Below are 26198 nucleotides of genomic sequence, written 5' to 3'. Positions count from 1 at the left end.
TCGACCCTACCGATACAACTGGGCTTCGTTGCGAAATGCTTTGTCTAAAAGGGTGTTATTGGCAAACCCTCCATCGACGTCGACGATCTCCAGGCTGATAGGCTTCTCCCCGGCTGTGGAGTCTTCGTCGTTCTTGCTGTTATCCTGCTTCTGGATGGGGCTGTTTATGAAGACACTGGCATAGCCGTCAGGCTTGAGCTGGACATGGCCATTGATCTTGTCTTGGTTGGCGATGCAGTCGACGATCGCCATGTTGAGCAGCCGGCGATCGGGGTCAGCTGTCGGCGTCGTGCCTTTGAAGCATGCTGGAACGCCGCTTTCCTTTGTCGGCGCGAGGGACTTGTCCCCGACGAGCCCGTTCGCAATCTCGTATTTGTAGACGTCATATCTGGAAGCTGGCACAGCGGCGCCAGTCGGGTTGGTGGTGCTTGGGACGGAGGGGTATGCCACACCATGGTTGATCAGCCAGTAATTGGTGCGATCCCAGGTCGAATTCGTCATCCCGGTGGCGGAATCGAAGCTATCGCCCGGCGGCAGCGCCATCGCCGTTCCGTCTGTGTTGGTCGTGTATTTGTTGCAGTTTGCCGTCTTATCCACGCCCTTGCGCACATTGCTCGCCGGCCGATATTGCCAGTCGGTGTCATGGCTCTTCAGCGAAGTGCTATAGATGTCGAAGCGGACATTGAGACCAGCGTTGACCTGGCCCAGGGTGACGCCGGTTTTAGTGGTGAGCTTATCGCGTTGATAGCAGGTGCCGGCAGTTCCCATAGCGAGCGCATCCCGCAGCGACGCCAGATTGTTGTCGATCAGTCCGAAATTGCCGGGGCCAGGGTTGCTGTCGACCTTGAGGACGCGGAGTTCGCGGCTGTATGTGAGCCCGGCTGCAAAGGCCTGCTGGATCGTTTTGCTGGTCGACGGATCGGGCGTCTCGAACGGATTGCACATGAAGATCGGCACCGTTTCGCAGATCGACTGGACAAAGCCGGCCACGGCCTGTGGCCTTAAATCCATGGTGTCGCCGCCGCCTAGAAAGCTTGCCGGGAATATTGTCGCGAAGGCGCCTGCGCCATCCGCCAAGCCGGAAGCGTTCACCGTCACCAGAGAGAATGTCACAGCTTTGGGATCGGTGCTTGACCAGTCATGGCCGGTAGAATCGACACCGGCGGCGCTCAAAGTGGTGCTGTCGTCGGCGGGTATTCCCGTCAGATATTTCACGGTCACATCGGCCGCGGCGAGCGTGTGATCGTGAGAAGTGGGATCGTCAGAGGTAGAAAACTTGGTTTTGTTGGTGAGTAAGGTCGTCATCGCCCGGTTCGCTCGGTCGATTGAATCCGCTCTGCCATCCAGTTCCGCAGCGGTCGCAAGCGCGAGCGCATCGACACCCTTCTGCAGATCGTTATGCAGTCCGCTGGCCCGGCTCATATCGATGGCCAGCAGAGCAAATCCGACAAGCACGGGCAGCATGATAGCCACGAGGATCATCGCGACGCCGCGTTGATCGTTCCAGAAGGCACGAATGGTCCCTAACATGACCTTACTCTCTGCTTTCTTGCGCAGAGCCCCTCGCATGCCCGGCGCCCTCCGCATCCTTCCGTTCAGTTCACGGCGTCACACCCGACCCGCCGACATTGACCGTGATCGCCGGCGGCGGCGGCGGCGGCGGCGGATATTTGTAGGCCTGGGCAACGGCAGCGGCGCGCGCGCCGTCACCCTCGATCTTGGTATTCCTTGCGTTAGGATTGAGCGGGTCGACCGTCTGCAGCATCGAATTGAATTTCTGCGTGTCGCCGGCGGCCAGGGTCACCGAATCGTAATGGTTCAAATAGTCCGCGGCGCAGCCCGACAGCGCGCTGGCGCACAGAAGAAGGATCAAGGCGCTATTTCTTGACATAGAGCATCTTGTCCTTCGATTTGAAGTCGAGCATGTGGCCATAGGGGCCGGTGACGCCTTCGCCCAGTTCATATTTGCGGACCATGTCCTTGGTCACTTCCAGCTGGCCGAGCACGAAGAATTCCGGATCGTTGGCGGGCCGCGTCTTGTCGAACGGCGTCGCCAACTGCTCGCCGGGCTTCACCGGCCGCACGATGTGCGGCGTGACGATGACGACCAGCTCGGTCTCTTCCTTCTGGTTGCTCGAATTGCGAAACAGCGTTCCGATGACAGGCACTTGGCCGAGCCACGGCACCTGGTCCTGGAGCTTGGTGGTCTTGCTCGACAGAAGCCCGCCGACGGCGAAACTCTGGCCGTCGCGCAGTTCGACGACGGTTGCCAGCTTGCGGTTGGTGAAGATCGGGTCGCCGGCGGTGGTGAAGCCGGTCAGGTCGCTGACTTCCGGTGCCAGCCTCATATGGATCTTGCCGTCGTCGAGCACGACCGGCGTGAATAGCAGGTTAACGCCGAATTGCTTGTACTCGATGCTTATCTCGCCGTCTTTGTCGAGAGTGCGAATAGGCACTTCGCCGCCGGCGTTAAAGCTGGCCGGCTCGCCGGAAAGCGTGGTGAGGTTGGGGTTCGCGAGCATGCGCACCGCGCCTTTGGACTCGAGCGCCTCGATGATCAGATCGACCTTGATGTTGCTGTCGATGACGCGGGTGATCAGGGCTCCGAAGGGACTGGAGGTCGACAGGAGGCCGCTGACCAGACCGCCCGGTCCGAGCACGACATTGTCTTCGTCAACGGCAGCAATACCAGTACCGGTACGGGTCGTGCCATCGCCGTTCCTGCTCCTGATCGACACGCCGAGGTCGCGGCCGGTGTTGCGCTTGGCTTCCAGCACGCGCACTTCCAGATTGACCTGCTGGCTGTCGTCGACGATGACGGAGTTGATGACGGCGTCAGGGCCATATTGCTGCGCAACCGCCATGATAGCCGCCAGCGTGGCGCCGTCCTTGACGTGGCCACCAAGTCTGACCCTGCCGTTGACCGAGCCGACTTCGATGCGCGACTTTGGCGCCACCTGTCGGATCGCCTGCGCCATGTCGCTGACGTCGACGCCGACCTCGATCTGGAGCGCGCCGAGCGAGCGCTTGTCCGTGGAGAACAGATTGACCGTGGTGGTGCCCGCGCCCTTGCCGATGACATAGAGCGTGCGGTCGGTCATAGGCTGGGCATCGGCGATCTTCTCGTCGCCGACGACGATGTCGCCCAGATTGGCACTCACCTGGATCGTCACCGATTGCGACATCGGCAGGAAGATACGATGCACGCTGGGGGTCGACACGTCGATGAAACGGTCGGCAGCGCCAGCCGCCAGGTTCGACAGAAAGAGCGCTGCCAGACAGAACAACGCCGCCGCCGCCATCCTTACTCGAAACCCCTGCATCCCCGTCTCCCCACTCGCTGCTGATGGCAACCCCGTTTTATTAGTTGCATCTTATCATGGTTGTCGCGGCACGTCATATGTCTCGAGCTTCACACCCCGAAAAACGCCAATCGTCGCCCGTGCCGGAGGTTCAGGCTGCACGTATTTGACCACTTCCTTGGTCGCCGGTGCCGCGACAGGAACCGGTTTGGCCCGGCCAAGTTCGTCGAGACGGCTTCCCACTTTTTCCACGGCCTGGGTCAACCCGGCAATCTTATCCTCGGCGCGCTTGCGCTCGGCGGCAGTCTCCGCTTCCGCCGCTGCCTTCCTGTCGAGTTCCGCCTGCCTGGCGGCGACGTCTGCCGGCGTTTCGCCGGTCAGGTCGGAAAGCGTCACCCGTTCCGTCGTCTCGCCCTTGCTGGCTGCGGCCTGGCGCAGCGCCAGCGACAACTGCCCGGCGCCTGCCGCCAGCGTCAGTTTCTGGGCATCCCTGGTGCTGGCCTCGAGTGTCACCGACTTCACCACCGTCGGGCTGTCCTTGCTTTCGTCGGCCACCTGGTCGATGGCGAGCACCTTCATGCTCTGCAGCAGCACGTCGACGAAACTCTTATCCGTGCCATCATCACCCCGCGCCGTGCGTGTCAGCAAGACGTCGACGCGGTCGCCGGGGAAGACGAAGCCCGCGACACCGAGCACATCGTTCACGCGAATGGACACGGCCTTCATGCCTTCGCCGAGCACTGCCGAAAGCGTGGCGCGCTGGCCGGGGCCAGTTATTTTGGTAGCGAGAATCGGCTCATTGACGCCGATCGCTTGCAATGCCTGCTTGGCACCGTCGCCAGCTAACAGGTCTTTTGTTGACTTGAATGCCCCGGCTGGAACTGCGCCCGCCGGCCATGCGACTTCGCGCAGTTTATCAGCGCTCAGAGCGTCACCGAACTTCAGCGGCATTGCCGCAACCACGACCGTGCTGCCTTGTACGATGCCCGTTTGTGCCATGGCGCTTCGCTGGCCGGCAAGCCAGATATTGACCAGGACAACCGCCAGGACGCCGAACACGCCGGCGAGCACGATCATGATAAGTGTGTTGGCGCGCATGTCCCAAGCCCCAAGCCCCAATGCGGGATTCGCCCGCCGCGATCGGATTCAGGCCCGGCTCGAACGATCCGGGCCTGAATGTAGTCAGGCGATCAGGAACCGGTGCCCGCAACCGCGTTGCAGGTGCCGGGCCCCGCGTCGAGGGCGGTGCAGAGACCGAGGAACCTGGCGTTCACCCAGGCGCCGATGGCGATGACAGTCAGGATCGATGCAACGGCAATGATGCCGATGAGGATGGAATATTCGACCATGGCAGCGCCGTTCTCATCGTCGCGGAACTGCCGGGTCATCGTCATGAGCTTCTTCATGTCAATTTCTCCCTTTGGAGGTTTGAACCCGACGAGACAGAGCAAAGGATGAAATCCATACCCAAGCATCCCCCGTCATCTCGATCCTAGGTCCCGAGAAAACGCAGAGTCAAACGAGATTAAGAGTTCCTTAACTTTCATGTACCTGATTCGGAAAGAAGATTGCAAAGTCGAATCTAACCAAGGGCTTGATTCTTTTCATTTTTCAACCGACCTTAACCATTCGTTCACAATTCAGCCGCGGGTGTGGCGAGATTGAGGAAACATTAGCAATATAGCATATTCCTTTATATCTAAGGGCTTGCAGGGTCTTTTGGGCGGTTTGACGCCGAAAGGCACACGGGCTCGGAAAGCGGAATCAACAATCAGACCGCAAACGAACAGCCACATCAAATAAACACGTTATTACAGGCTCCGCATCTTAACTATGTAGAAAGTATTGCGGATGCGCGGGCAGCCTGGGCGCTTGTGCCTCCCTTGGTTAACGGTTAGTTTCCGCTAATATGAGTTCGAGGGGAGTATAAGCGATTATGCTGGGGCGGTTCATCAAGGGGCCAAGCGAACAGCAGGCCGTGACAAAGGTCGAGCCTCCCGCGGTTTCGCCTGTTGCTCAGCCCGTTTCGATCGCCGCTGATATTGAATCGCATGGCGATGATTTTCTGACGCTGAAGGTCGAAATTCATCGCCATCTTATCGATCGGTTCAACCTGACCGCGCTTGAAAGTGCTTCCAAGAATGAGATCCTGAATGAGATCCGGCCGATCGTGCGCGAGTTCGTTCGAAACCGGAACGTGCCTTTGAATGCCCGCGAACTCGATCAATTGACCAGCGACACCGCCGACGAGATGCTGGGACTTGGGCCGATCGAGCCGCTGCTCAAGGATGATTCGATCACCGACATCATGATCAACACCCACAAGCGCGTCTTCATAGAGCGGCGTGGCATGATCGAAGAAACGGCAATCCGTTTTCGTGACGAGGCGCATCTGTTGCGCGTCATCAACAAGATCGTTTCGGCCATCGGCAGGCGTGTCGATGAATCGTCGCCTATGGTCGATGCCCGCCTGGAAGATGGATCGCGCGTCAACATCGCGGTGCGGCCGGTCTCGGTCGACGGTCCCCTGGTGTCGATCCGCAAATTCTCGAAAAATCCATATTCACTCGAGCGTTTGATGGCGTTCAATTCGATCCGTCCGCCGATGATCGAATTGTTGCGGATCGCCGTGCAGGCGCGCAAATCGATCCTGGTTTCAGGCGGCACCGGCAGCGGCAAGACCACCCTGCTCAATGCATTGTCGAGTTACATCCCCTCGAAGGAGCGGCTGATCACCATCGAGGATGCGGCCGAACTGCAACTGCAGCAGCCACATGTCGGGCGCCTGGAGACGCGTCCGCCCAATGTCGAGGGTCGGGGCGAGGTGCGCCAGCGCGAATTGTTGAAGAACGCGCTGCGCATGCGGCCGGATCGCATCATCGTCGGCGAGGTGCGCGGCGAGGAAGCCTTCGACATGCTGCAGGCGATGAACACGGGCCATGAAGGCTCGATGACCACCATCCACGCCAATACGCCGCGCGATGCGATCTCGCGGCTGGAGCAGATGGTCGGCATGGCCGGCATGCCGATGACGCATGAGTCAATCCGCGCGCAGATCGCTTCGGCCATCGACATTATCGTGCAGACACAGCGTCTTTCGGACGGCGGCCGGCGTGTCACCTCCATATCGGAACTGACTGGCATGGAAGGCAATGTCGTCCAGCTCCAGGAAATCTATCATTTCGTCCGCCGTGAGGTGACAGCCGAGGGCAAGGTCATCGGAGATTTCCGCGCCACCGGCGTTCGTCCGCGCTTCGCTCCGGAGGCCGCAACCCTAGGGCACCATTTTGCCAAGGACGCCTTCAACCCGCAGGTTGCCCTCTGATGCCGACCGGTCAAGCTCTGCTCTACTTCATCTACATGCTGGCGGCAGCCTCGGTCATCCTGGCAGGCGAAGCTCTCTATCTTTCCTTTGCCGGCCGCCGCTCTCGGTCGCTAGCAGTCAATCGCCGATTGAAGCGGCTCGCCGGCGACGTCCCGGCCGAACAAACGTTACAGGGATTGCTGCGGGAGCGTGGCCTCACGGACTCCGGAGACTTTCTTTTTGGCATGGTCTGGTTGAACAGGCTCTATACCCAATCCGGCATTACCGGAAATCCCCTGACGTTCGCCGCAACATTTCTGCTTGCGGGGCTGGCGATGGCGTTGCTGCTGGTATTCTTCAATTTTTCCGCCTTGGCGTCGCTGCTTATCTTTCTAGTCGTAGGGCTCGTCTTGCCGCTTCTCGTCCTCCGGCGCGCCCGCAACAAACGAATCCGGAAATTTGCCAAACAGCTGCCGGATGCGCTCGACATGATCGTTCGTTCGCTGCGCGCCGGACACCCGGCTTCGGTCGCCATCGGTCTGGTCGCGCGCGAAATGCCCGATCCGCTCGGCACCGAGTTCGGCATCGTCTCCGATGAGATCACCTTTGGCCTCAGCATCGAGCAGGCTGTGCGAAAGCTCTCGCAGCGTGTCGGCTTCGAGGGCCTTCAGCTGCTGTCGGTATCGCTGGCGATACAGGCCAAGACGGGCGGCAATTTGACCGAAATTCTGGCCAATCTTTCCTCGGTTCTGCGTGAACGCCAGAAATTGCGAATGAAGATCAGGGCGCTTTCGGCCGAAGGTCGTGTCTCCGCGTGGATCATCTCCCTGTTTCCTATTGTGATGTTCTTCACACTTCAAATTCTTGCCCCAGCCTATTACGGCGCCATCTGGGGCAACCCGCTCGTCTTCCCGGCATTCCTGCTTTTTGGGTTGTGGGCGCTGCTTGGCGACTTCATCATGTACCGGATGGTTACTTTCGATTTTTGACTGGGAGCAACGAAAGAAATTGTTTTCGAACATTCAGGACCTGGGCTTCTTAATGTCTATTGCCGTCTTTGTGGCGGCGGTGTCCTTCTTCCTGTTCGGTGCGCTTGTCTTCTTGCCGGCTCTGCAGACACGAAAGCTCGTCGCGCAGAGCCTGATGGGGAAAGGAATTACAGACCGCCGATCAATGCTCGGACAAGACCAGCTTGCCAAGCTTGCGGCGCAACGGCCGGTCGATGCCTACTTCAAGTCGATCGAGAAGGAGCGGGAAGAACCAAACGCCCTGGAGGCGAAGCTGTTTCGCGCCGGCTTTTATCAATCAAGCGCACCGCTGATTTATACGCTAAGTCGTCTGATCGCGGTCTGCGTCGGCTTTCTGGCAATGTATGCACTCTTGTCGCGCGCTCTGCCGCCGCACCTGCCAGGTTTTCTCACCCTTGCCGGTTCTGCCCTGTTCGGTCTCGCCTGCATGGTAATTCCTTCCATTCTGCTCGACCGTTTCGAGAGCAGCCAGAAACAGATCTATCGCCGGGCTTTCCCCGACTTCATGGACATGATGATCACCTGCGCCGATGCCGGCATGAGCCTGGAGGGGGCAGTCGAACGCGTCAGCCATGAAATGGCCGCCACCCACAAATGGCTGGGAATACAGCTGTCGATCATGAATTTGCAGTTGCGTGCCGGCAAGCCGTTGCGGGAAGCGCTACGCGAACTTTCAGAACGCATCGGACTTGACGAGGCGCGGGCATTGGCTGTCCTGTTCCGTCAATCGGAAGAACTCGGCACCAGCCTCACCGATGCCCTGCGTGTTTATAGCGCCGAGATGCGTGGGCAGAGAATTCTGAGCGCCGAGGAGCGCGCCAATTCTCTGCCGGTGAAGATGATGATTCCGTTGGGGCTTTGTATCTTCCCTGTGGTTATGATGGTTATCATGCTACCGGTGATCATCCGTATGAGGGGCATTATCTTCTGATTGCGTGTATGATGTGATTCTAATATGAGGTCCGAGACCCCTGGGGGAATCTGTATGAAGAGGGCTATCGCGGCGGCGTGCTGCCTGTTGACGGTTATGCTTGCCGGTTGCCAGACGGCGGACGTAACCGACGGTGTCGTTCGCACGAACGAGCCGTCGAAGGGCGATGTGACGTCTTTTGGCGATGCTTTCGATGGGCTGAAGACGGTCAGCGATGTCGAATACTATGCCTCGGACCAGGCTGTCGCCGAAGCCAAGAACCAGTTCCGCGCCGAGAATTATGGCAATGCCGGTGCGCTGTTCTTCAAGGCGACGCAGCTGGCGCCCAATGATGGTAACGCCTGGATGGGACTGGCCGCCTGCACCGACCGGATCCACCGCTTCGACCTGTCCGACAAGGCCTATGCCAGGGCGTTCAAGCTGGTCGGCGCGACGCCCGAATATTACAACAATGTCGGCTATTCCTACCTGCTGCGCGGCAAGCTGCAGGATGCGCGCTCGAACTTCCTCAAGGCTTACGAACTGGCGCCCAACGACCCGACCGTCGCCAACAATCTGAAGCTTTTGTCGTCAAGCGTGCAGAACGTCGAGCGCTAGCATGCTGCTGGTCGAGGCGCTGCTGCTGAAGGTGCTCGCCATCCCTCTGCTGGCAAGGATTGGCTGGCTCGATTTCACCACCCAGAAGATTTCCAATCGCGACGTGCTGCTGCTGCTCTGCCTGGGCGCCGGGGGCCTGCTGTTGCTGTCGCTCCAGTCCGGATCGTGGTGGGACATGGGGCTGAGCGCTCTCGCCGGACTTCTGCTGTTCGTCGCGCTCTTCCCCTTCTGGGCCTTGCGCAAGATCGGCGCAGGCGATGTCAAGCTGCTGGCAGTCGTGCCATTCCTGATCGGCGGCAGCGATCTCGCGGTGTTTTCAGTGCTGCTTCTGGTTTTCGCCCTGGCGACCGCGGCGATCGTGAAAAACCCGTTCATGCTGCCCGCGGGCGCTTTTCGGCTTGTCGTGCAGCATCTGGACCGCAAGGGCGTGGTGCCGTTCGGCGTGCCGATCGCGCTAGCCGCGATCTGTACACTGGCGTTCCTGATCTACAGGAGTTTGATGGTCGCGAGCAGCTCTGGAATCCTCAACCAGCTCAACTGACCCTGACATCTCACGCGGCTGAATTGTCAGGGAGATTTGACGGAGCAAACAAAAACCCGCCTGTGCGGCGGGTCATTGGCGTAAATCTGCACCATAGACAAAAATATACCATAGCTGAGGGCAGGGAGTCAAGAAAAAATTCCTATCGTGAAACGCTGCCGGCGCCGCGGCGCTCCGTTCAGTCCCGCAGCAGATCGAACATCAGCTTGAAGAAGCGGTCCGCATCGACCTCGTGGGCGATGCGGGCATTGTCCTTTTCACCGCGCTCGCCCCAGTAATCGGCGATGGTCGCGCCGAAGGCGTAGGTGCCGGACAGATCGACGCCGATATGGGCAGGGCGCGTGCGCACCAATGTCGGGTCGATGGCCAGCGCCAGCGCCAGCGGATCGTGCATGGCGCCGCCGACGCCCATCGAGTTGCGGTGCAGCTTCTCGTAGAACAGCAGCCAGTCGTTGACGAGCCGGCCGAGCGGCGTGTCGATGGTGGCGAGTTCGGCATATTGCGGCGCCTCGATCAGCACCTGCATGGTGACGTCGAGGCCGACCATCAGGATCGGCACGCCGCTGTCCAGGACGATCTTCAGCGCCTCGGGGTCGCAGAACGCGTTGAACTCGGTCGGCGTGATGATCTCGCTCTTGCGGTAGAACACGCCGCCCATCCAGATCAGCTCCTTGATCTTGGGCAGCACGTCGCGATGCTTGAGGATCATCAGGCCGATATTGCTGAGCGGGCCGGTGGCGACGACCAGGATCGGTTCGGGCGCGGCGCGCAGTCTGTCGGCCAGGAAATCGACGGCGTGCTGGTCAACCGGCTTGATCGTCGCCTGCGGCAGGTAGGGCGAGCCCTCGAGCCCGCTTGGTCCATCGGCGGTGCCGAGCACCAGCGGGCGCGCCAGCGGGCGGTGACAGCCCTGTGCGACAGGCACGTCGCCGGCGCCGATATATTCCAGGATGCGCAAGGCATTGGCGGTCGTCTTCTCGACTTCCGCATTGCCGCAGGTCGTGGTGACGCCGAGTAGCTCGATGGCCGGCGAGCGATGCGCCATGACCAGCGCGATGGCGTCGTCGTGGCCGGGGTCGCAGTCGAACAGGATAGGAGTTGGCTTGGTCATCATGTCGTCTTTCACGCCGCCCGCTCGTAGCGCGCTATGGTTTTCTTGAAGCCGTCGAGGAAACGCCGGCCGTCGAGGCCGGTACAGATGCGGGTGGTCTTGGGCCCGCCGCCGGGCAGCAATTGCCGGCCGCGATAGGCGACGGTCTGGCCGCGCGCCAGCCTGCCGTCGAGCACGACATCGGCGAACAGCGGCTCGGTCATCGTCGCCAGGCCGGGATCGAAAGCCAGCGCCACGGTGATCACGTCGTCCATCGGGAAGCCGACGAGGTCGAAGAATTCGCGCCAGATGTCGATGTAGATCGGAAAGCTGTCGGCGATCATCTCCAGGACGGGATTGTCCCTCGCCACGGCCTGCATGTCGGCGATGTCGTCGCGTGTCAGCATCGAATCGGCGACGCGGTTGTCCTCGCAGATGTCGAGCGGCACGAGGATCTTCTCGACATCGGCGTTGAGCACGATGCGCGAAGCCTCCGGATCGGCCCAGATGTTGTACTCCGACAGGGGCGTGATGTTGCCCGGTGTCTGGAAATTGCCGCCGAGCACGATCAGCCGCTTCAGTGCAGCGGTCAATCCCGGCTCCTGCAACAGCGCCATCGCCGCGTTGGTCAACGGGCCGGTCGTCACCAGCGTGATCTCGCCCGGATTGGCCATGACGGTGCCGATGATGAAATCGACCGCGTGTCCTGATGTGGCCTGCCGCACCGGCGTCGATGCCGGCGGGTTGAACTTCTTCAGGCGATCGCCGAAACGGGCAACGAGCCGTTTTTCGAAATGCACCGGCGCCTCCATGTCGGCCTTGGCGTTGCCGACGATCGGCCGCCACGCGCCGGCGTGAACCGGGATATCGTCACGCCCGGCGAGCGTCAGTGTGTTGAGGACGACGTTGGTGACCTGCTCGATCGGGCCGGCCGCACCGGTCACGGTGGTCACCCCCTCGAGCCGGAGCCTCGGATTGACCGCTGCAAACAGCACGGCGAGAATATCGTCGCCGGCCGAATCCACGTCGAGGATTATGCGTTCCATGGAGGCTTCCTTTACTGGGGATTTTTGCCGCCGGGCTCGGCGTTCTTGTCTACCGACAGCAGCTTCCGCATCGATTCCAGCGTCTCCGCGATAATCCTCGGGCGCGCCCGGTAGGACAGCGCGAACAATGCGATCAGCGCAACGACATAGGGGACGGTGAGAACCAGGTAGGACGGATAGCCGAACGTCTGCAGGCGCAACGAAAAAGCATCGGCGAAGCCGAACAGCAGGCAGCCGGCCAGCACCTTCAGCGGATCGCCGTTGGAAAAGATCAGGATCGCCACCGCCATGAAACCACGGCCCGACGACATGTTTTCGGTGAACATGGTGATGTAGCCGAGTGACAGATGAGCGCCGGCGAGGCCCGCCAGCAATCCGCACAGCAGGGACGCGATGTAGCGGACGCGGGTGATCGATATGCCAAGCGCCTCGGCGGCTTCCGGCTTTTCGCCGACGACACGGATATAGAGGCCGAGCCGCGTCCGGTTGTAGCAGACGACCAGCAGCGGCACGGCGATGAAGGCGACATAGACGAGCGGCGTGAAGCCGGAGATCAGCGGCGCCCACGAGCCGAGAAGGTCGCGGGCACCGGGCAGCTGGACTTTCGGCAGGCCGACAATGCCGTGACCGACGATCGAACCGCGCGTGCCGAAGATCGCTTTCATCAGCGAGATCGTCATGCCGCCGGCCAGGATGTTGAGCGCCAGCCCGACGACGACTTCATTGGCCTTGAAGCTCACCACCAGGACAGCAAAAACCAGGGCGAAGACGAGCGCCGCCGCAACGCCGCAGGCGACCCCCGCCAGTGCGGAACCGGTCCAGATCGAACCGAGGACGGCGAAGAAGGCGCCGACCAGCATCTGCCCCTCGAGGCCGATGTTGAAGATGCCGGCCTTGGTGGTGAACGAGCCGCCAAGCGCGACCAGGAGGATGGGCGCGGTGGTGCGAAGCGTCGCCGCGATCAGCGCGACGTTGATGAGCTTGTCTAGAATTTCCATCGCCGCTCCCCTGCCTGGCTGTCGCCACGCTTTCTCACCAGCACCTGGGCCGACACGCTGAGGATGATCAGCGCCTGGATCACGGTTATGATCTCGCGCGACGCGCTGGTATCGACCTCGAGCAGCAGCGATCCGTTGCGCAGGGCGCCGAAGAACAGTGCGGTGAAGACGGTGGCGACAGGCGAGCCATTGGCAAGCAGGGCGGCGATCAGCCCGTCGAAGCCGAAACCGGGGGCAAATCCTTCCATGAAGCGGTGATGGACGCCGAGCGTCTCGACGCCGCCGGCCAGCCCGCCGACGGCCCCCGAAAGCAGCAGGACCAGGAAACCCTGCCGTTTCACGTTGACGCCGCCATATTCGGCGAATTTCGGCGCCGAACCGACCATCGTGACGCCGTAACCCCATTTGGTGTAGCGGAAGACAAGGGCTGCGCCGACCGCCAGCACCAGGCCAATGACCAGGCCCCAGTTCAACCGCGAAAAGGTGAAGATCTCCGGCAGATAGGAAGTCGCCAGGATCGGCGGCGTCTCCGACCAGCCACCCGGCCGCTTGAACAGGAAGATGGTGAAGTAGGACGTGAGCAGCACCGCCACGTAGTTCGACAGGATCGTCGAGACGACCTCGTTGGTGTTGTAGCGGGCGCGGAAGTAGGCGGGGATGGCGACCCAGGCCGCGCCTGCCACGACCGCGAGCGCCAGCGCGGCCAGCGTGTGAATGCCCGCGGGCAGGGGCATGGCAAAGCCGACCCAGGCGGCGGCGAAGCCGCCGAGGAACAGCTGGCCCTCGATGCCGACGTTGAACATGCCGCCGCGCAGGCCGATGCAGGCGGCGACACCGCAGATCAGGATCGGCGTCGTCTGCAGCAGGGTCCCGGCGATCTTCTCCTGATCGCCGAAGGCGCCGCGCAACAGCGTCATGAACACACGCACCGGGCTTTCGCCGACCATGAGGATGATGATCGCGCCCATCAGCAGCGCCACGCCGATGGCGATCACCTGGCCGGAAACGGCACGCAAATGGTCTGTCATGATGCGGTCTCCGCGGCAAATTCCGGCGCGGCCACGCCTGCCATCATCATGCCGATGCGCTCCTCGTCGGCCTCGTCGCCGGCGACCTCGCCCATGATCCGCCCGTTGAACATCACCAGGATGCGGTCGGCAAGGGCGGCCAGTTCGTCGAGCTGCACGGAAATCAGCAGGATCGCGCGGCCGGCGGCCCGCTGGCGCATGATCTCGTCATGAATGGCCTCCTGGGCGCCGATATCGACGCCACGCGTCGGCTGATCGATCAGCAGGAAGTCGGCGCCGTTGGTGAATTCACGTGCCAGAACGACCTTCTGGATATTTCCGCCGGAAAGCCGCTTGACCGCATCGCCCGGTCCGCGCGCGCGAATATCGAAGCTCTTGATCAGTGTTTCGGCGTTTTGATTTATGGCATTCCAGTTGAGCATGCCGCCGCGGCTCCATGGTGCGCGATGCTGGCGGCCCATCAGGGTGTTGGCCGCTATCGAAGCGTTGCGATCGACCCCGCGCACCATGCGGTCGCCTGGAACATGGGCGAGGCCTGCCTGGCGGATCGCGGCGGGGGAGAGAGCGGTGAGATTCCGGCCCTTCAGCCACGCCCCGCCATGGCTTGCCGGTCGCAGGCCCGAAAGCACTTCCGCCAGCTCCGTCTGACCATTGCCGGCCACACCCGCGATCCCCACCACCTCGCCGGAGCGGACGGTGAAACTGGCGTTGCGAAGGGCCGGCAGCAGGCGATCGTCGCGCGCCCACAGATCCTTCACTTCGAGCACTACATCGCCGTGCAGCGACGCACGCGCCCGGCGGTCGAAGCTGACCTCGCGGCCGACCATCATGTGCACCAACTCGTCCTTGCTGAGCTCGGCCGTCGGCCGGGTCGCCACCTTCCTGCCATTGCGCAGCACCGTCACCGTGTCGGACACTTCCACCACCTCCTCCAGGTGGTGCGAAATGAAGATCACCGTCATGCCCTCGGCCACGAAGCTGCGCAGCGTCTGGAACAGCTCACGGCTCTCCTGCGGCGTCAGCACGGCGGTCGGTTCGTCGAGGATGATGGTGCGCGCGCCGCGCACCAGGACCTTCAGGATTTCGATGCGTTGCTCTATGCCGACCGAGAGCAGCCCGACGCGCTCGGTCGGATCGACCTGCAAGCCGAAGCGCTTCGACAGGTCGCGCGTGCGCGCAATTTGTGCGGCGTGGTCGATCAGCCCATGGCGACGGATTTCCATACCGAGAAAGACGTTGTCGGCAACCGAGAGCGAGGGAACCAGCTTGAAATGCTGGTGAACCATGCCGAGGCCGGCCTTTATCGCCACGGACGGGTCGGCGATCACGATCTCTTCACCGTTCAGCCGGATCGAGCCTTCGTCCGGCTGCAAGAGGCCGAACAGGATGTTCATCAGCGTCGTCTTGCCGGCACCGTTCTCGCCGATGATGGCGTGGATCTCGCCGCAGCGGACCGCAAGGTCGATGCCGTCATTGGCGACGAATGCGCCAAAACGCTTGGTGATGCCAGTCAACTCGACGGCCATCGCGGCATTGCTGTGGAGGGTCGGCGACCCCGGCGTGTTCGACAACGTGGCTCTCGCAGATTGGACACTGATCCGCCGCGGCAAGCCGCGGCGGATCAGTGTAGCGCTTTCTTGGGAGGGAGGCGCTGTTGTTGGCTTATTTTGCCTTGGCGATCACGATCTTGCCGTCAACGATGCCCTTTTTGATCTCATCGAGCTTGGCGGTCATCTCTGCCGGGATCTTGGCGGCGATGTCATCGCAGACCTTGACCTCGACACCGCCCGAGGCGAGGTCGAAAGTGCGGGTGCCGGCGGTGATCTTGCGGCCCTCGACCTCGTCCTTGATCAGCGTGTAGACGGCGATGTCGCCGCGCTTCAGCATGCTGGCGAGCACATTTCCGGGAGCCGAGCCACACATGTCGATGTCGACGCCGATCGAATATTTGTCGACCGCGGCACTTGCCTGCATCACGCCTTCACCCGTCGGGCCGGCGACGTTGTAGACAATGTCGGAGCCTTGGCCGTAAAGCGCCTGGGCAAGTTCGCTTCCCTTGGCCGGGTCGTCGAAGGTTCCGGCGAAGACGGAGTTTACCTTGACGTCGGGCGCGGCATATTTGGCGCCTTGCTCGTAGCCGCCCAGGAAGTTGCGGATCACCGGGATATCTCGGCCGCCGACAAAGCCGATCGCCTTGCCGTCGCCGATCTTGTCGAAGGCGGTGCCCTTGGCTTCGATCATGCCGGCAAGCGCGCCGGCGACGAAGGATCCCTGCTCCTCGGCGAAATTGGCGTAGATCATCTTGGGGTTGTCGAGGACACCATCGATGAACACGAAGCGCTGGTCAGGATATTCGGCGCTGACCTTTTGCAGCGAGTCCACCAGCTCCCAGCCCATCACGAAGATGAGGTCGTACTGCTTGCCCTTGGCAAGATTCTCGAACTGCTGCTGGTAGTCGAGCGCGCGATTGCCGGTGTCGACCAGCTTGAGGTCGATGCCGAAATCCGTCTTGGCCTTGTTGAGGCCGTTGACGATCGAAACGCCAAAACCCTGTGCGAAGTATCCCGAGATCGCGGCCACGGAAACCTTGGCCTGTGCGGCGGCCGGTCCGAACGAAATGGCAAGCATCGTGCCGGCCAGAAATAAACTCTTGAGCGCCCTTTTCATGTCATTCCCCTTCAGCTTTTTTCAGCTTTTGAAGCCACGCTTTGACCATCCCCCACATATCGCCGGGACAACAGCGAGTTCGTTGATGGTCATATGAGTTTAGGAGCGGCTTAACAGGCTGTCAATCGTCATCCGATGCAGTTTTCTAGGCCCTTCGCCCACTTGCTCGACGTCTGCGCTTGACAAATGTCCATGGGCATAATTGTTGATACTCTAACGAGTTTTTATGAACGACGGGATGAAGGAAGCGAACAATGCCGGCTGTGGTGGTCAGGAAATTTCTTGTTCAGATCGAAGAGATATTCCATGAGGGCGGACCCCATGCGGCACGCCCGCTCAAGCGAGGCGCGGTCGTCGCGGTCATCGCCAACCCTTTTGCCGGACGCTATGTCGAAGAGATCACCGGCTTCATGGAAGACCTGAAGCCGCTCGGTCTCGATATGGCTCGGCGCCTGATCGACGCCATTGGTGAAGGCGGCCAGGCTATCGAAGGCTATGGCAAGGGTGCCATAGTCGGTGCCGCCGGCGAGCTTGAACATGGCGCGCTCTGGCACAATCCGGGCGGCTATGCGATGCGCGAACTGCTCGGCAATGCCAAGGCGATCGTGCCTTCGACCAAGAAGGTCGGCGGCCCCGGAACGCGCATCGACATCCCGATCACGCACATAAACGCCTCCTATGTGCGCAGCCATTTCGATGCGATCGAGATCGGCATTGCCGATGCGCCGCGCGGCGACGAAATGGCGGTCATCCTGGCGATGACCACCGGCGCACGCGTTCATGCACGGGTCGGCGGCCTTCCCGCCGCCGACATCAAGGGCGAGGACGGCTTGCGATGAACCCGGAAATCCGCCGTATCATCACCATCGTCGAGGAAACCCGGATCGAAGGCGGGCGACCCGTCGATCCGCCGACGCGGCGTGCCGCAGCCATCGCGGTGATCCGCAACCCCTATGCGGGTACCTACGTCGAGGACCTGTCGGCACTGAGCGCCATAGGCGAAGCCTTGGGCGATATCTTGCCCAAGCGCGCCGTCGCTGCTCTGGGCATCGCCGGCGACCGGGTCGAGAGCTTCGGCAAGGCCGCCGCCGTCGGCGCCGATGGCGAGCTCGAACATGCCGCCGCCATCCTTCATCCAAAGCTCGGTGCCCCGTTCCGCGACGTGCTCGGCAAGGGCGCCGCGCTCATTCCTTCATCGAAGAAGCGCGGCGGCCTCGGCGTGCCGCTCGATATTCCGCTCGGTCACAAGGATGCGGCGCGGGTGCGCAGCCATTTCGACGGCATGGAGGTTCGTGTTCCCGACGCACCGCGGGCCGACGAGATCGTCGTCGCTATCGCCGTCACCGATTCCGGCAGGCCGCACCCGCGCGTCGGCGGGCTGACCAAGGACAAGATTGTCGGGATTGACGGCGTCGGCTGACCGTCAGGCCGCCAGGACTTCCGGCACCCGCATCGCCGGAGGCGTATTTCTGCTCCGGCCGGTCCGCACCACGCCGTCGATGACGACCATTCCAATGCCTGGAAGATTGCCCAGCGCCACGCTGTCGAGCAGCCCGTCGCCGGCACCGCCGATCGCTTGATCCATGAAGATCAGGTCGGCGGCGCGACCGGCCTCGATGATGCCGCGATCATCCAGTCCGCGCACACGCGCCGTGTTGCCGCTGGCAAGACAGAACGCCACTTCCGGCGCGATACCACCCAGCGAAGCCAGCATGGTCAGGGTTCGCAGGATGCCGAGCGGCTGCACGCCGGATCCGGCCGGGCTGTCGGTGCCGAGGATGACGCGCGAAAGTTCGCCGCGCTGCCTTGCCAGGTCGAGCACGAACAGTCCGGTGCGCAAATTGCCGTTATGGACGATTTCAAGCGCCCTCGAGCCCTTCTCGCAGATCTGCCGTATTTCCGCGTCGGGCAGGGCGGTTGGCCCGCCATTGACGTGCGCGACGATGTCGGCGTCGACCTCCAGCACGACATCCGCGCCGATGCGGCCGGAGCCGGGCAGGGATGGACCGCCCGTGTGGGTCATCGAGGTCATGCCGTATTTGCGCGCCCAGGCGATCATCTGCCGGCCGGTCGGCCCGTCCTTGACGCCGCCAAGTCCGACCTCGCCGACAAGCGTCACGCCGGCCTCGGCGAGACTGCGGAAGTCTTCCTCGGTAAGGCCGGGTTCCAGGATCGGTGCCCCGGCCAGGATCTTCATGCCGTTCGGACGGAAGTTGGAGAAGGTGCGTTGGGCAGCGATCGCCAGCGCCTTCAGCCCGACAAGGTCGCGCGGTCGGCCCGGCGTGTGGACTTCACCCGCCGAGATCATGGTGGTGACGCCGCCATGCACAGTCGAATCCATCCAGCCGATCTGGTTCTGCCGAGGCGTCCAGTCGCCGGCCACCGGATGGGCGTGGTTATCGATAAGACCCGGCGAGACCGCACAGCCCATCGCATCGATGATCGTCGCCGCGCTGCCGCCATCAATGTCGCCTGCCTTGCCAATGCTGGTGATGCGTCCATCGCTCACGACGATGGTGTCGGCGTCGATGATCGGTTGTGCGAGATCGCCACTCAGCATGAGACCGATATTGCGGACGACGAGCGTGTTGGCAGACGACTGGGAGTCGGACGACATCGGTTCTCACTTTTGCTGTTATGGAAAAAAGGACTGGACGCGGCTTATTTGCCGCCGTCGCCATTCGATGGGTCGTCGTCGTTGATGCGCTGGAGCAGGCGAAGCAGCGTCGCCTGCTCAGCCGGTGAGAGCGGCGACAGGAACCGCCGCCCGACCTCGACGCTGCGTTCGAGCCGCTCCAGCGTATAGTCGGTCCCTTTGCCGGTCAGCGCGATCATCGTCAGGCGTTGGTCGGTTTCGGAGGCGCTGCGCGTGATCAGCCCGTGTTTGAGCAGTTTGCGCATGACGATGCTGATGGTCGACGGGTCCATCGCCGTCAGCCGGCCGAGATGGTTCTGCGAGACTTCGCCATGCTTGAGGATCGTGGCGAGCGCCGCGAATTGCGTTGGCGAAAGGTCTTCGCCGGCCATCACCTGCTGGAAGCGCAACGTCGCGCGCTGATGCGCCCGGCGGATGACGTGCGCCGGGTGGCGGTCCAATTCATAGCCGGTCTCGGCGTATTGTTGCAGCACTTGCTCGCGGCTCGGGGGTGCATCGCCGCTCGGCGTTTTCGGCGTCGCGCCTTTTTCGGATTGCGGTTTCTTTTCAGTCGTCACACCGGACTCCTATCGCCGCTGTCTTGGATGTCGCCGGTTTGAAAAAAGCTCAAGCCGCGACCTCCGCTGGTTGAAGCGACCTCCCGTCGCGGAGGGCTGCGACGACATCAGCCGAATCGCTGACCACGCCGAAATGGGTCGCTATGTCATAGAGCGAGCTTTCCTGCTCGCGTGGTCCCGTCGCCGCGCAGCAATCGCTTGGCACCACCACCTCATAGCCCTCGAAAAAGGCATCATGGACGGTCGAGCGCACACAGATGTTGGTGACCACGCCGAAGATGATCAACTGATCGGTCTGCATGTCTTTCAGCGTCAGGTCGAGGTCGGTTTGAAAGAAGGCCGAGTAGCGCCGCTTGATCACATGGATCTCGTCATCGCGGGCGCCGAGATCCTCGATGATCTCCGGCCCCCAGCTTCCATCCAGGCAATGCGGTGTGCGCTTCAGCCATTCGCGCTCGCGTCGCATGCCCGGCCGGTGGCTGTCATGGACCCAGATCACCGGCACGCCGGCGGCGCGCGCGGCCTCGATCACGGCCAGTTGCGGCGCGACCAGCGTCTCGTACCCAGGCAGGACCATGGCCCCGCCGGGCTTGCAGAACTCATTGACCATATCGATGACGATAACGGCTGCACGGCGTGGATCGAGGCGCACCGCGTCATCGTGCCGATGTGAGGAAAAACTGTCCACGGACATGGCGAGCTCCTTTGACCGATCGTTGATGCTCATACAAAAAACCCTAGCGGATGCCAAGTCAATCCCGTTCGACGCAAAGCGTGCTGGTCGGCCTTGCGCACCGCGCTCCGACAAGCGTATGCGCTATTTGTCCATCGCGAAATGGCCTTGACAACGCTTGTCAGGCATGTGCTCGATTTGTATGACCATCAACAATATTCAAGCCGCTTAATTGCGGAGCCGAGGCCGAGATATGAAAACCATCGTCACCGGAGCCAGCGGCCTGCTTGGCCGCCATGTGGCCGAGGCTCTGGTTGCGGCCGGCCACGATGTGCTTGGTGTCGATGCCGTGGTGCCGGGTGAGGTCGTATGGCGCCACGCAACCGCCGATTTGACCGATCTGGGATCGACACTGCAGCTGGTGCGCGATTGCGATGCCGTTGTGCATGTCGCGGCCATTCCGCGGCCGACCGGCCGGGCCGGCGGCGAGGTGTTCAAGACCAACATCACGACCGCCTACAATGTGGTCGAGGCAGCTGCCATGGCCGGCGCCAGGCGCTTCGTCTATGCCTCGTCCTTCAGCGTTTTCGGCTATCCCTTTTTCGAGAAACCTGTGCGGCCGCCCTATCTGCCGGTCGACTTGAACCATCCGGTCGGCGCGCAGGACCCGTACGGCCTGTCGAAATGGCTGGGCGAGGAAATCGTCGACGCGGCGGTGCGCCGGGGGGCCTTCTCGGCGGTCAGTATCCGCATGCCGTGGATCCAGACGCCGGGTTCTTTTTTCGAGGGCGTCGGGCCGCGCCGCGCCACCGCCGACAGTGCCCGCGACCTGTGGGCCTATCTCGATGCGCGCGACGCCGGGCAGGGCTTCCTGCGGGCGCTTGAATGGCAAGGCGATGGCCATCTGCGCGTCCTCCTGAGCGCCGCCGACACATTCATGGAAGAGGAGACCGAAGCGCTCGTGCGCCGGGTCTATCCTGATGTCGCTCTGTCGCGGCCGATCGCCGGCTTCGGCGCCGTGCTCGACACGGTCCATGCGCGCGAAACGATCGGTTTCGAACCAAAGTATTCATGGCGTTCCTATCCAAAGCCGGAGACCGAAGGATGAAACGGTTCGACCAGAAAAAGGTCCTCGTCACCGGCGGCGCCGGCGCGATCGGCAGCGCAGCGGTGCGGCGTTTCCTTGACGAAGGCGCGCGGGTCGCCATTGTCGACCGCAATGGCGCGGCGGCGCGGCAATTGGCCAGCTCCCTCGGCGACGACGCCCTGGCGATCGAGGCTGACGTCACCGATGAAGCGGATGTGCGGCGCGCCGTCGCAACGATCGTCGAGGCGTTCGGCGGCCTCGACGTGGTGTTCAACAATGCCGGAATTTCCGGCGTCGTCGCTCCCGTTCACGACCTGCCGGTCGAAGACTGGGATACGACCATCCGCATCAATCTGCGCGGCATCTTCCTCGTGCTGCAGGCGTCGCTTCGGGCGATGATCGAGGCCGGGACCGAAGGCTCGATCGTCAACATGGGCTCGTCCATGGCCGGTTGGGACATCCTTTCGGGTGGTGCCGGCTATGTCGCTTCCAAACACGGGGTGGTCGGCCTGACGCGGGTCGCAGCGCTCGATGCCGCGCCTTACGGCATACGCGTCAACGCCATCTGCCCCGGCGTGATCGAGACGACGCTTGGCGTACCGGTTTCCGGCGACGGCGAATTCAAGAGCAGCGTCCAGCATTTCGCCGACCGCATTCCGTTGCGCCGCATCGGCCAGCCGGACGATGTCGCGGCCGCCGTGGCTTTCCTGGCCTCCGACGAGGCGAGGCACGTCACAGGCGTGGATTGGCTGATCGACGGCGGCCAGACCTTGCAGAGCTGGGCCAACGCGCCGGCTGGCGGCGCGTTTCCGAAATTTCGCTAAAGTCTTTTCGGCGGCATTGCCTGGATGATCCGAACGGCAAGATCGAGATCGGCGAGCCCGCCCGAAAGCGGCGTGCGCGGCTTCGCGCCGCCATGGACGCAATCGGCGAAATGCAGCCATTCGCGGCGGAACGACGTATCCGGAACGCCAGGCAGAGCGCGTTCGGATGCAGCTTCGCCTGTGGTTTCGCGCAGCCGGACGGTCGCCGAGGCATTGCGGAAATAGGGGTTCTGGAATTCGATCCGCACCTCGTCGCGCTCACCATGCACGTGGATCCACTCGTCCCACCATTCATACTGGGCAAGTGCCATGTCGAAGAGGCAAGGGACGCCGCCATAATCGAGCACGGCCAGCAGCTGGTTGGGACCGGTCTGCTGTGCATGCACGACGCGGTCCGGCGTGCCGAAAGCGCCGCGCATGACGGCAAGGTCGTGGCTGGCGAGGCTGAGCAGTACAAGATAGAGATCGCGATAGCCGGCATGGTCCACACCGAGCGCCGCCTCGATGCGCCGAGCGACCGTTTCGCGTCCCGCCGCTAACACATCGGCCGGCACGTCGGTGACCCTGGTCTGCGTGTAGAGTTGGCCATAACGGTCGAAGCGGCCCGCGAAATCGTGGACATGGATCGACTTCGGCCGGCCGATGGCGGCGATGCGCTCCAGCCCGATCTCATAGCCGGGATCATAGAATTTCATGTAGCCGACAAGGGCGACGAGGCCGCTCCGCTCGGCCTGCTCGACCAGCGGGCGCGCCTCCTGCGGCGTGAAGGCAAGCGGCTTCTCGACGATCAGGTGCTTGCCGGCTCGGATTGCATCGGCGACCATCTCGCCATGATCGTAGGTGCAGATCACGACCGCATCGACATTCGGGTCGGCAAGCAGCGCGCGATGGTCGGTATATCTGGCAGTGACGCCATAATGTTCCGCCACCTTGTCGACCGTGCCGGAAGAGATGTCGCACAAGGCGGCGATGCGAAACGCCGGCAATTCCATGAGATAAGGCAAGTGCATCAACTGGGCGATCTCGCCGCAGCCGATGACGCCAACGCCAATGACGCGATCCTGCATGTCAACCCTTCACGGCGCCGGCTGTCAGGCCGGCGATGAACTGCCGTTGCATGGCGACAAAGACGACGATCACCGGCAGTGTCGTGATCGTCAACGCGGCGAAATAGAGCGTCCAGAGCGAGTCGTATTGCTGGAAGAAGCTGACCAGTCCAAGCGGAATGGTCTGCACTAAAGGGTCGCGCAACAGCAGGAAGGCCAGGAAGAAATCGTTCCAGATCTCGATGAAGCCGAAGATGAGGATCAGCGCCACGCCCGGCCGCACCAGGGGCAGCATGATGTGGATCAGGATCTCGAGCCGGCTGGCGCCATCGATGCGAGCGGCATCTTCGAGGTCGGCCGGCAATGTGATGAAGAAGCTGCGCAGGATGAAGACCGAAAGCGGCAGCGACGTCGCGGCATAGATGAAGGCAATGCCGAGCCGGCTGTTTATCAGGCCGAGATCGCGCGCCACCAGGAACAGCGGAATGGCCATCACCTGCGGCGGCACCAGCATGGCCGCAACTGCGACTGCGACCACAAGACCGCGTCCGGGGAAACGAAGACGCGCCACCGCATAGGCGCACGGCGTCGCGACGGCCACCAGGATGATCAATGCCGAGCCGGTGACGAAGATGCTGTTGACGATGCGCGATCCCATGCCGGCGATCCGCCAGGCATCGGCATAGTTCTGCAGCACCAGGCTCGATGGCGGACCCCAGACATTGCTGAGCATTTCCTGTTTGGTCTTGAGCGAACCGAACAGCACCCAAAGCAGCGGATAAAGGGTCTCGAAGAGCACGAGAATGAGCGCGGCATAGATGCCGCCAAGTTCGAGGATGCCGCGCATGCCGAGGCGCTGCATGAGCCCGCGACGGCGAGAGCCGGCGGCGCCATCATCCAGGGGAAGCGGAGGGTTGGCGGCTGCTCTCATCAGACGTCGAGCCTTTGCCGCCGCATCAGGGCCAGCAGGCCGACGCTGGCCAGCCCGACGATCATGAACAGCACATAGCCGATCGCCGCGGCGTAGCTCATGGCGCCGTCCTGGAAGGCCTTGCTCATCATGTAGGTGAGCACCACTTCGGTGGCGTGGTTCGGACCACCCTTGGTCAGGACATAGACGATGTCGAAGTTGCGCACGAAGGCGCCGGAAAGGCCGAGGATGGTGTTGATGAAGATGATCGGCATCATCATCGGAACGGTGACGTGCCGGAAGCGCTGCAAGGGGCCGGCGCCGTCCATCTTCGCCGATTCATAAAGCTCCGAGGGGATCGTCTGCAGCCCGGCCAGATAGATGACGGCATGGAAGCCGAGCCATTTCCAGACATCGACGACGATGATCGAGTAGAGCGCGATGTCGGCGTCGCCGAGCCATGATCGTTTCAGCCCGGCGAGGCCAATGAGATCGAGCCCGCTGTTGAGCAGGCCGAAGACGGGATTGTAGATCCAGGACCAGAGCAGGCCGACGGCGACGAAGGACATCGTCACCGGGATGAAGGCGGCGGCGCGAAAGAAGGCGCGGCCGAGCAGCGCCCGGTTCAGAAGCAGCGCCAGCCCGAGGCCGAGCACGTTCTTCAGGACGACGACGGCAACGACGAAAATCAGATTATTGCGCAGCGCACCGAGGAAGATGCGATCATGCGCCAGGCGCATGTAGTTGGAGAAGCCTGCCCAGGTCGGGTCGGAAAACCCGTCCCAATTGTGCAGGCTGAGCCAGAAGCCGTTGACGAACGGCCAGAGGTAGAAAAGACCGAAGAGGATCGCGGCGGGCAGGATCATGACGAAGGCCGTAGCCCCGTCCCCGGCATCGAAACGCCAGGTGCCGGATCGGCTCGAAACAGGAGCCGCCTTTTGCGGTCGCGTGCTCACGCGGCCTTCGCGCCTTGCGGGGTCAGCACCAGCCCGAGCGTGTCCCTGACATAGGCGATGCTCTCGAGCGTGCTTTGCTCTGCCGTTTTCCTGGACGCATCCAGCTCGATGATGGCGAGCCCATCGTAGTTTGCATCCAGCAGGACGTCGACGATGCCGGCGAGATCGACGACCCCGGCGCCGAGCTCGCAAAAGGCGCCATAGCGGTCATAGCCCTTCAGCGCCGGATCGACCCTGGTGTCCTTGAAATGCATGTAGCGCACGGCCGAAATGTAGGTCTTTACCGCGTCGACCGGATCGGAATTGGTATGCGCAAGATGCGCCGGATCGATGCACAGGCCGGCCAGATCGGTATCCAGTTCATCCATCATGCGATCGAGCTGGTCGCGGCGCTCGATGAAGGTGTCGAGGTGCGGGTGATAGACCGTCTCGATGCCAAGGTCCTTTGTCCGCCTGCCGATATCCTCGAGCGCCCGGCAAAAGGCGCGGTAGTCGTCGGCCGTGTGCGCCCCGGCAGCGGCTTCCGATGGACCGCCGCCGAGAACCAGCACCGGTGAGCCGAACCCCTTCAACATCCTGGTCAGCGCGACGAGCACATCCCGTTCATAGGGCCAGGCGACGGGGTTGGTGAAGATCGCATTGACGTAGAAGGAGGAGAGCTTGATGCCATACTCGCTCTGGCCTTCCGACAGCAGCGCATAGCGCCGCAAGATGTCGGTGTCGGTGGTCACCCCCATCGGCGCCTGGTTGCCGAGCTGCATGTATTTGCGGGCGTATTGGTCCGACAGGCTGGTGAAGGCGAGGATCTCGAACCAGCCGAAGCCCTGGTCTGCCAGGAACTTGATGGCTGGCCGTAGCGGAAGGCCGGTCAGGTCCCAGCTGTTCAGATGATAACCGATCGAGAAGCGCTGCCGTTCGGCGCGATGTGTCGTCATGTGTTCTCTCCGATGGGCGAGG

Annotated in this window: 27 protein-coding genes; 9 read left to right on the top strand and 18 right to left on the bottom strand. The window is 62.2% G+C overall.

What is annotated here, in order from left to right; translation table 11 throughout:
* Positions 1–6: 6 nt before the first annotated feature.
* The 5 genes from NKI69_RS19655 to NKI69_RS19635 all read right to left on the bottom strand — a co-directional run bounded on the left by NKI69_RS19655 (position 7) and on the right by NKI69_RS19635 (position 4708).
* Positions 7–1530, bottom strand: coding sequence for a TadE/TadG family type IV pilus assembly protein (locus NKI69_RS19655; protein ID WP_352722398.1), 1524 nt, complete (start codon positions 1528–1530; stop codon positions 7–9).
* 70 nt (positions 1531–1600) lie between these two features.
* The gene (locus NKI69_RS19650; protein ID WP_352722397.1) at positions 1601–1873 is read right to left on the bottom strand and encodes a hypothetical protein; all 273 of its coding nucleotides are present in this window, start codon (positions 1871–1873) and stop codon (positions 1601–1603) included.
* Between the two features lie 4 nt (positions 1874–1877).
* Positions 1878–3323, bottom strand: a complete 1446-nt coding sequence (locus NKI69_RS19645) for a type II and III secretion system protein family protein (protein WP_352722396.1) — start codon at positions 3321–3323, stop codon at positions 1878–1880.
* A 54-nt stretch (positions 3324–3377) separates the two neighbouring features.
* Complete coding sequence (gene cpaB / locus NKI69_RS19640; protein WP_352722395.1) at positions 3378–4400, bottom strand: Flp pilus assembly protein CpaB; 1023 nt, start codon at positions 4398–4400, stop codon at positions 3378–3380.
* 92 nt (positions 4401–4492) lie between these two features.
* Complete coding sequence (locus tag NKI69_RS19635) at positions 4493–4708, bottom strand: Flp family type IVb pilin (protein WP_352722394.1); 216 nt, start codon at positions 4706–4708, stop codon at positions 4493–4495.
* 530 nt (positions 4709–5238) lie between these two features.
* Here NKI69_RS19635 and NKI69_RS19630 point away from each other — a divergent pair.
* The 5 genes from NKI69_RS19630 to NKI69_RS19610 are packed head-to-tail and all read left to right on the top strand — an operon-like array spanning position 5239 to position 9703.
* Positions 5239–6627 (top strand): TadA family conjugal transfer-associated ATPase, encoded by a 1389-nt coding sequence (locus NKI69_RS19630; protein ID WP_352722393.1) that lies wholly within the window; start codon positions 5239–5241, stop codon positions 6625–6627.
* Between the two features lie 35 nt (positions 6628–6662).
* Entirely contained in the window at positions 6663–7595 is a 933-nt protein-coding gene (locus tag NKI69_RS19625; protein ID WP_352722392.1) for a type II secretion system F family protein, read from the top strand.
* Between the two features lie 19 nt (positions 7596–7614).
* Positions 7615–8565 (top strand): type II secretion system F family protein, encoded by a 951-nt coding sequence (locus tag NKI69_RS19620; RefSeq protein ID WP_352722391.1) that lies wholly within the window; start codon positions 7615–7617, stop codon positions 8563–8565.
* Positions 8566–8619: 54 nt separating this feature from the next.
* On the top strand, positions 8620–9162 hold the full coding sequence (locus NKI69_RS19615; RefSeq protein WP_352722390.1) for a tetratricopeptide repeat protein: 543 nt from the start codon (positions 8620–8622) through the stop codon (positions 9160–9162).
* A gap of 1 nt (position 9163) precedes the next feature.
* Complete coding sequence (locus NKI69_RS19610) at positions 9164–9703, top strand: prepilin peptidase (RefSeq protein ID WP_352722389.1); 540 nt, start codon at positions 9164–9166, stop codon at positions 9701–9703.
* A gap of 178 nt (positions 9704–9881) precedes the next feature.
* Here NKI69_RS19610 and NKI69_RS19605 read toward each other — a convergent pair whose 3' ends face one another.
* The 6 genes from NKI69_RS19605 to NKI69_RS19580 all read right to left on the bottom strand — a co-directional run bounded on the left by NKI69_RS19605 (position 9882) and on the right by NKI69_RS19580 (position 16532).
* The gene (locus NKI69_RS19605; RefSeq protein WP_352584258.1) at positions 9882–10829 is read right to left on the bottom strand and encodes a nucleoside hydrolase; all 948 of its coding nucleotides are present in this window, start codon (positions 10827–10829) and stop codon (positions 9882–9884) included.
* Positions 10826–11839, bottom strand: a complete 1014-nt coding sequence (locus NKI69_RS19600; protein WP_352609974.1) for a nucleoside hydrolase — start codon at positions 11837–11839, stop codon at positions 10826–10828. Before NKI69_RS19600 ends, NKI69_RS19605 begins: the two co-directional genes overlap by 4 nt.
* An 11-nt stretch (positions 11840–11850) precedes the next feature.
* Entirely contained in the window at positions 11851–12837 is a 987-nt protein-coding gene (locus tag NKI69_RS19595; RefSeq protein ID WP_352722388.1) for an ABC transporter permease, read from the bottom strand.
* Complete coding sequence (locus NKI69_RS19590; protein ID WP_352722387.1) at positions 12825–13865, bottom strand: ABC transporter permease; 1041 nt, start codon at positions 13863–13865, stop codon at positions 12825–12827. The genes NKI69_RS19595 and NKI69_RS19590 overlap by 13 nt, the downstream gene beginning before the upstream one ends.
* Entirely contained in the window at positions 13862–15391 is a 1530-nt protein-coding gene (locus NKI69_RS19585; protein ID WP_502900185.1) for an ABC transporter ATP-binding protein, read from the bottom strand. The genes NKI69_RS19590 and NKI69_RS19585 overlap by 4 nt, the downstream gene beginning before the upstream one ends.
* 136 nt (positions 15392–15527) lie before the next feature.
* Positions 15528–16532: a BMP family lipoprotein gene (locus NKI69_RS19580; protein ID WP_013530296.1), complete on the bottom strand. Its 1005-nt coding sequence runs from the start codon at positions 16530–16532 to the stop codon at positions 15528–15530.
* A 254-nt stretch (positions 16533–16786) separates the two neighbouring features.
* On the opposite strand from NKI69_RS19580, the gene NKI69_RS19575 reads away from it, so the two are divergent.
* Together NKI69_RS19575 and NKI69_RS19570 are read left to right on the top strand one after the other, a co-directional pair.
* The gene (locus NKI69_RS19575; RefSeq protein ID WP_352722385.1) at positions 16787–17371 is read left to right on the top strand and encodes an amino acid synthesis family protein; all 585 of its coding nucleotides are present in this window, start codon (positions 16787–16789) and stop codon (positions 17369–17371) included.
* Entirely contained in the window at positions 17368–17952 is a 585-nt protein-coding gene (locus NKI69_RS19570; RefSeq protein WP_023809102.1) for an amino acid synthesis family protein, read from the top strand. Before NKI69_RS19575 ends, NKI69_RS19570 begins: the two co-directional genes overlap by 4 nt.
* Positions 17953–17955: 3 nt before the next feature.
* Here NKI69_RS19570 and NKI69_RS19565 read toward each other — a convergent pair whose 3' ends face one another.
* Genes NKI69_RS19565 through NKI69_RS19555 form a run of 3 tightly spaced genes read right to left on the bottom strand, consistent with a single transcriptional unit; the run spans position 17956 to position 20439 of the window.
* A complete protein-coding gene (locus NKI69_RS19565) occupies positions 17956–19149 on the bottom strand; it encodes an amidohydrolase family protein (protein WP_023809101.1) in 1194 nt (397 codons plus the stop codon).
* Positions 19150–19193: 44 nt separating this feature from the next.
* Positions 19194–19745: a MarR family winged helix-turn-helix transcriptional regulator gene (locus tag NKI69_RS19560; protein ID WP_023809100.1), complete on the bottom strand. Its 552-nt coding sequence runs from the start codon at positions 19743–19745 to the stop codon at positions 19194–19196.
* Between the two features lie 49 nt (positions 19746–19794).
* Complete coding sequence (locus NKI69_RS19555) at positions 19795–20439, bottom strand: cysteine hydrolase family protein (RefSeq protein WP_128302615.1); 645 nt, start codon at positions 20437–20439, stop codon at positions 19795–19797.
* Positions 20440–20671: 232 nt separating this feature from the next.
* On the opposite strand from NKI69_RS19555, the gene NKI69_RS19550 reads away from it, so the two are divergent.
* Together NKI69_RS19550 and NKI69_RS19545 are read left to right on the top strand one after the other, a co-directional pair.
* Complete coding sequence (locus NKI69_RS19550) at positions 20672–21526, top strand: NAD-dependent epimerase/dehydratase family protein (RefSeq protein WP_352722384.1); 855 nt, start codon at positions 20672–20674, stop codon at positions 21524–21526.
* Positions 21523–22329 carry an SDR family NAD(P)-dependent oxidoreductase gene (locus tag NKI69_RS19545; RefSeq protein ID WP_023809097.1) on the top strand — a complete coding sequence of 269 codons (807 nt, stop codon included), beginning with the start codon at positions 21523–21525 and terminating at the stop codon, positions 22327–22329. Before NKI69_RS19550 ends, NKI69_RS19545 begins: the two co-directional genes overlap by 4 nt.
* On the opposite strand, the gene NKI69_RS19540 is transcribed toward NKI69_RS19545, so the two are convergent.
* The 4 genes from NKI69_RS19540 to NKI69_RS19525 are packed head-to-tail and all read right to left on the bottom strand — an operon-like array spanning position 22326 to position 26176.
* Positions 22326–23396: a Gfo/Idh/MocA family oxidoreductase gene (locus tag NKI69_RS19540; RefSeq protein ID WP_352722383.1), complete on the bottom strand. Its 1071-nt coding sequence runs from the start codon at positions 23394–23396 to the stop codon at positions 22326–22328. The two genes, NKI69_RS19545 and NKI69_RS19540, sit on opposite strands and share 4 nt — an antisense overlap.
* Position 23397: 1 nt before the next feature.
* A complete protein-coding gene (locus NKI69_RS19535; RefSeq protein WP_352440741.1) occupies positions 23398–24306 on the bottom strand; it encodes a carbohydrate ABC transporter permease in 909 nt (302 codons plus the stop codon).
* A complete protein-coding gene (locus NKI69_RS19530) occupies positions 24306–25241 on the bottom strand; it encodes a carbohydrate ABC transporter permease (protein WP_352440740.1) in 936 nt (311 codons plus the stop codon). Before NKI69_RS19530 ends, NKI69_RS19535 begins: the two co-directional genes overlap by 1 nt.
* Positions 25238–26176 carry a sugar phosphate isomerase/epimerase family protein gene (locus tag NKI69_RS19525; RefSeq protein WP_352440739.1) on the bottom strand — a complete coding sequence of 313 codons (939 nt, stop codon included), beginning with the start codon at positions 26174–26176 and terminating at the stop codon, positions 25238–25240. The genes NKI69_RS19530 and NKI69_RS19525 overlap by 4 nt, the downstream gene beginning before the upstream one ends.
* Positions 26177–26198: the final 22 nt, after the last annotated feature.

Source organism: Mesorhizobium sp. M0491, assembly GCF_040321265.1.
GTDB lineage: Bacteria > Pseudomonadota > Alphaproteobacteria > Rhizobiales > Rhizobiaceae > Mesorhizobium.
The sequence above is the reverse complement of the archived record's forward strand: the minus strand, read 5'-3'. Positions and strand labels throughout refer to the sequence as shown.

Bases quoted from the DNA above. Each gene is read 5' to 3' on its own strand.
- NKI69_RS19655 (WP_352722398.1), bottom strand. From the start codon at position 1,530: ATGTTAGGGACCATTCGTGCCTTCTGGAACGATCAACGCGGCGTCGCG.
- NKI69_RS19645 (WP_352722396.1), bottom strand. From the start codon at position 3,323: ATGCAGGGGTTTCGAGTAAGGATGGCGGCGGCGGCGTTGTTCTGTCTG.
- cpaB (WP_352722395.1), bottom strand. From the start codon at position 4,400: ATGCGCGCCAACACACTTATCATGATCGTGCTCGCCGGCGTGTTCGGC.
- NKI69_RS19635 (WP_352722394.1), bottom strand. From the start codon at position 4,708: ATGAAGAAGCTCATGACGATGACCCGGCAGTTCCGCGACGATGAGAAC.
- NKI69_RS19630 (WP_352722393.1), top strand. From the start codon at position 5,239: ATGCTGGGGCGGTTCATCAAGGGGCCAAGCGAACAGCAGGCCGTGACA.
- NKI69_RS19625 (WP_352722392.1), top strand. From the start codon at position 6,663: ATGCTGGCGGCAGCCTCGGTCATCCTGGCAGGCGAAGCTCTCTATCTT.
- NKI69_RS19615 (WP_352722390.1), top strand. From the start codon at position 8,620: ATGAAGAGGGCTATCGCGGCGGCGTGCTGCCTGTTGACGGTTATGCTT.
- NKI69_RS19610 (WP_352722389.1), top strand. From the start codon at position 9,164: ATGCTGCTGGTCGAGGCGCTGCTGCTGAAGGTGCTCGCCATCCCTCTG.
- NKI69_RS19600 (WP_352609974.1), bottom strand. From the start codon at position 11,839: ATGGAACGCATAATCCTCGACGTGGATTCGGCCGGCGACGATATTCTC.
- NKI69_RS19595 (WP_352722388.1), bottom strand. From the start codon at position 12,837: ATGGAAATTCTAGACAAGCTCATCAACGTCGCGCTGATCGCGGCGACG.
- NKI69_RS19590 (WP_352722387.1), bottom strand. From the start codon at position 13,865: ATGACAGACCATTTGCGTGCCGTTTCCGGCCAGGTGATCGCCATCGGC.
- NKI69_RS19585 (WP_502900185.1), bottom strand. From the start codon at position 15,391: ATGGCCGTCGAGTTGACTGGCATCACCAAGCGTTTTGGCGCATTCGTC.
- NKI69_RS19580 (WP_013530296.1), bottom strand. From the start codon at position 16,532: ATGAAAAGGGCGCTCAAGAGTTTATTTCTGGCCGGCACGATGCTTGCC.
- NKI69_RS19575 (WP_352722385.1), top strand. From the start codon at position 16,787: ATGCCGGCTGTGGTGGTCAGGAAATTTCTTGTTCAGATCGAAGAGATA.
- NKI69_RS19570 (WP_023809102.1), top strand. From the start codon at position 17,368: ATGAACCCGGAAATCCGCCGTATCATCACCATCGTCGAGGAAACCCGG.
- NKI69_RS19565 (WP_023809101.1), bottom strand. From the start codon at position 19,149: ATGTCGTCCGACTCCCAGTCGTCTGCCAACACGCTCGTCGTCCGCAAT.
- NKI69_RS19555 (WP_128302615.1), bottom strand. From the start codon at position 20,439: ATGTCCGTGGACAGTTTTTCCTCACATCGGCACGATGACGCGGTGCGC.
- NKI69_RS19550 (WP_352722384.1), top strand. From the start codon at position 20,672: ATGAAAACCATCGTCACCGGAGCCAGCGGCCTGCTTGGCCGCCATGTG.
- NKI69_RS19545 (WP_023809097.1), top strand. From the start codon at position 21,523: ATGAAACGGTTCGACCAGAAAAAGGTCCTCGTCACCGGCGGCGCCGGC.
- NKI69_RS19540 (WP_352722383.1), bottom strand. From the start codon at position 23,396: ATGCAGGATCGCGTCATTGGCGTTGGCGTCATCGGCTGCGGCGAGATC.
- NKI69_RS19535 (WP_352440741.1), bottom strand. From the start codon at position 24,306: ATGAGAGCAGCCGCCAACCCTCCGCTTCCCCTGGATGATGGCGCCGCC.
- NKI69_RS19525 (WP_352440739.1), bottom strand. From the start codon at position 26,176: ATGACGACACATCGCGCCGAACGGCAGCGCTTCTCGATCGGTTATCAT.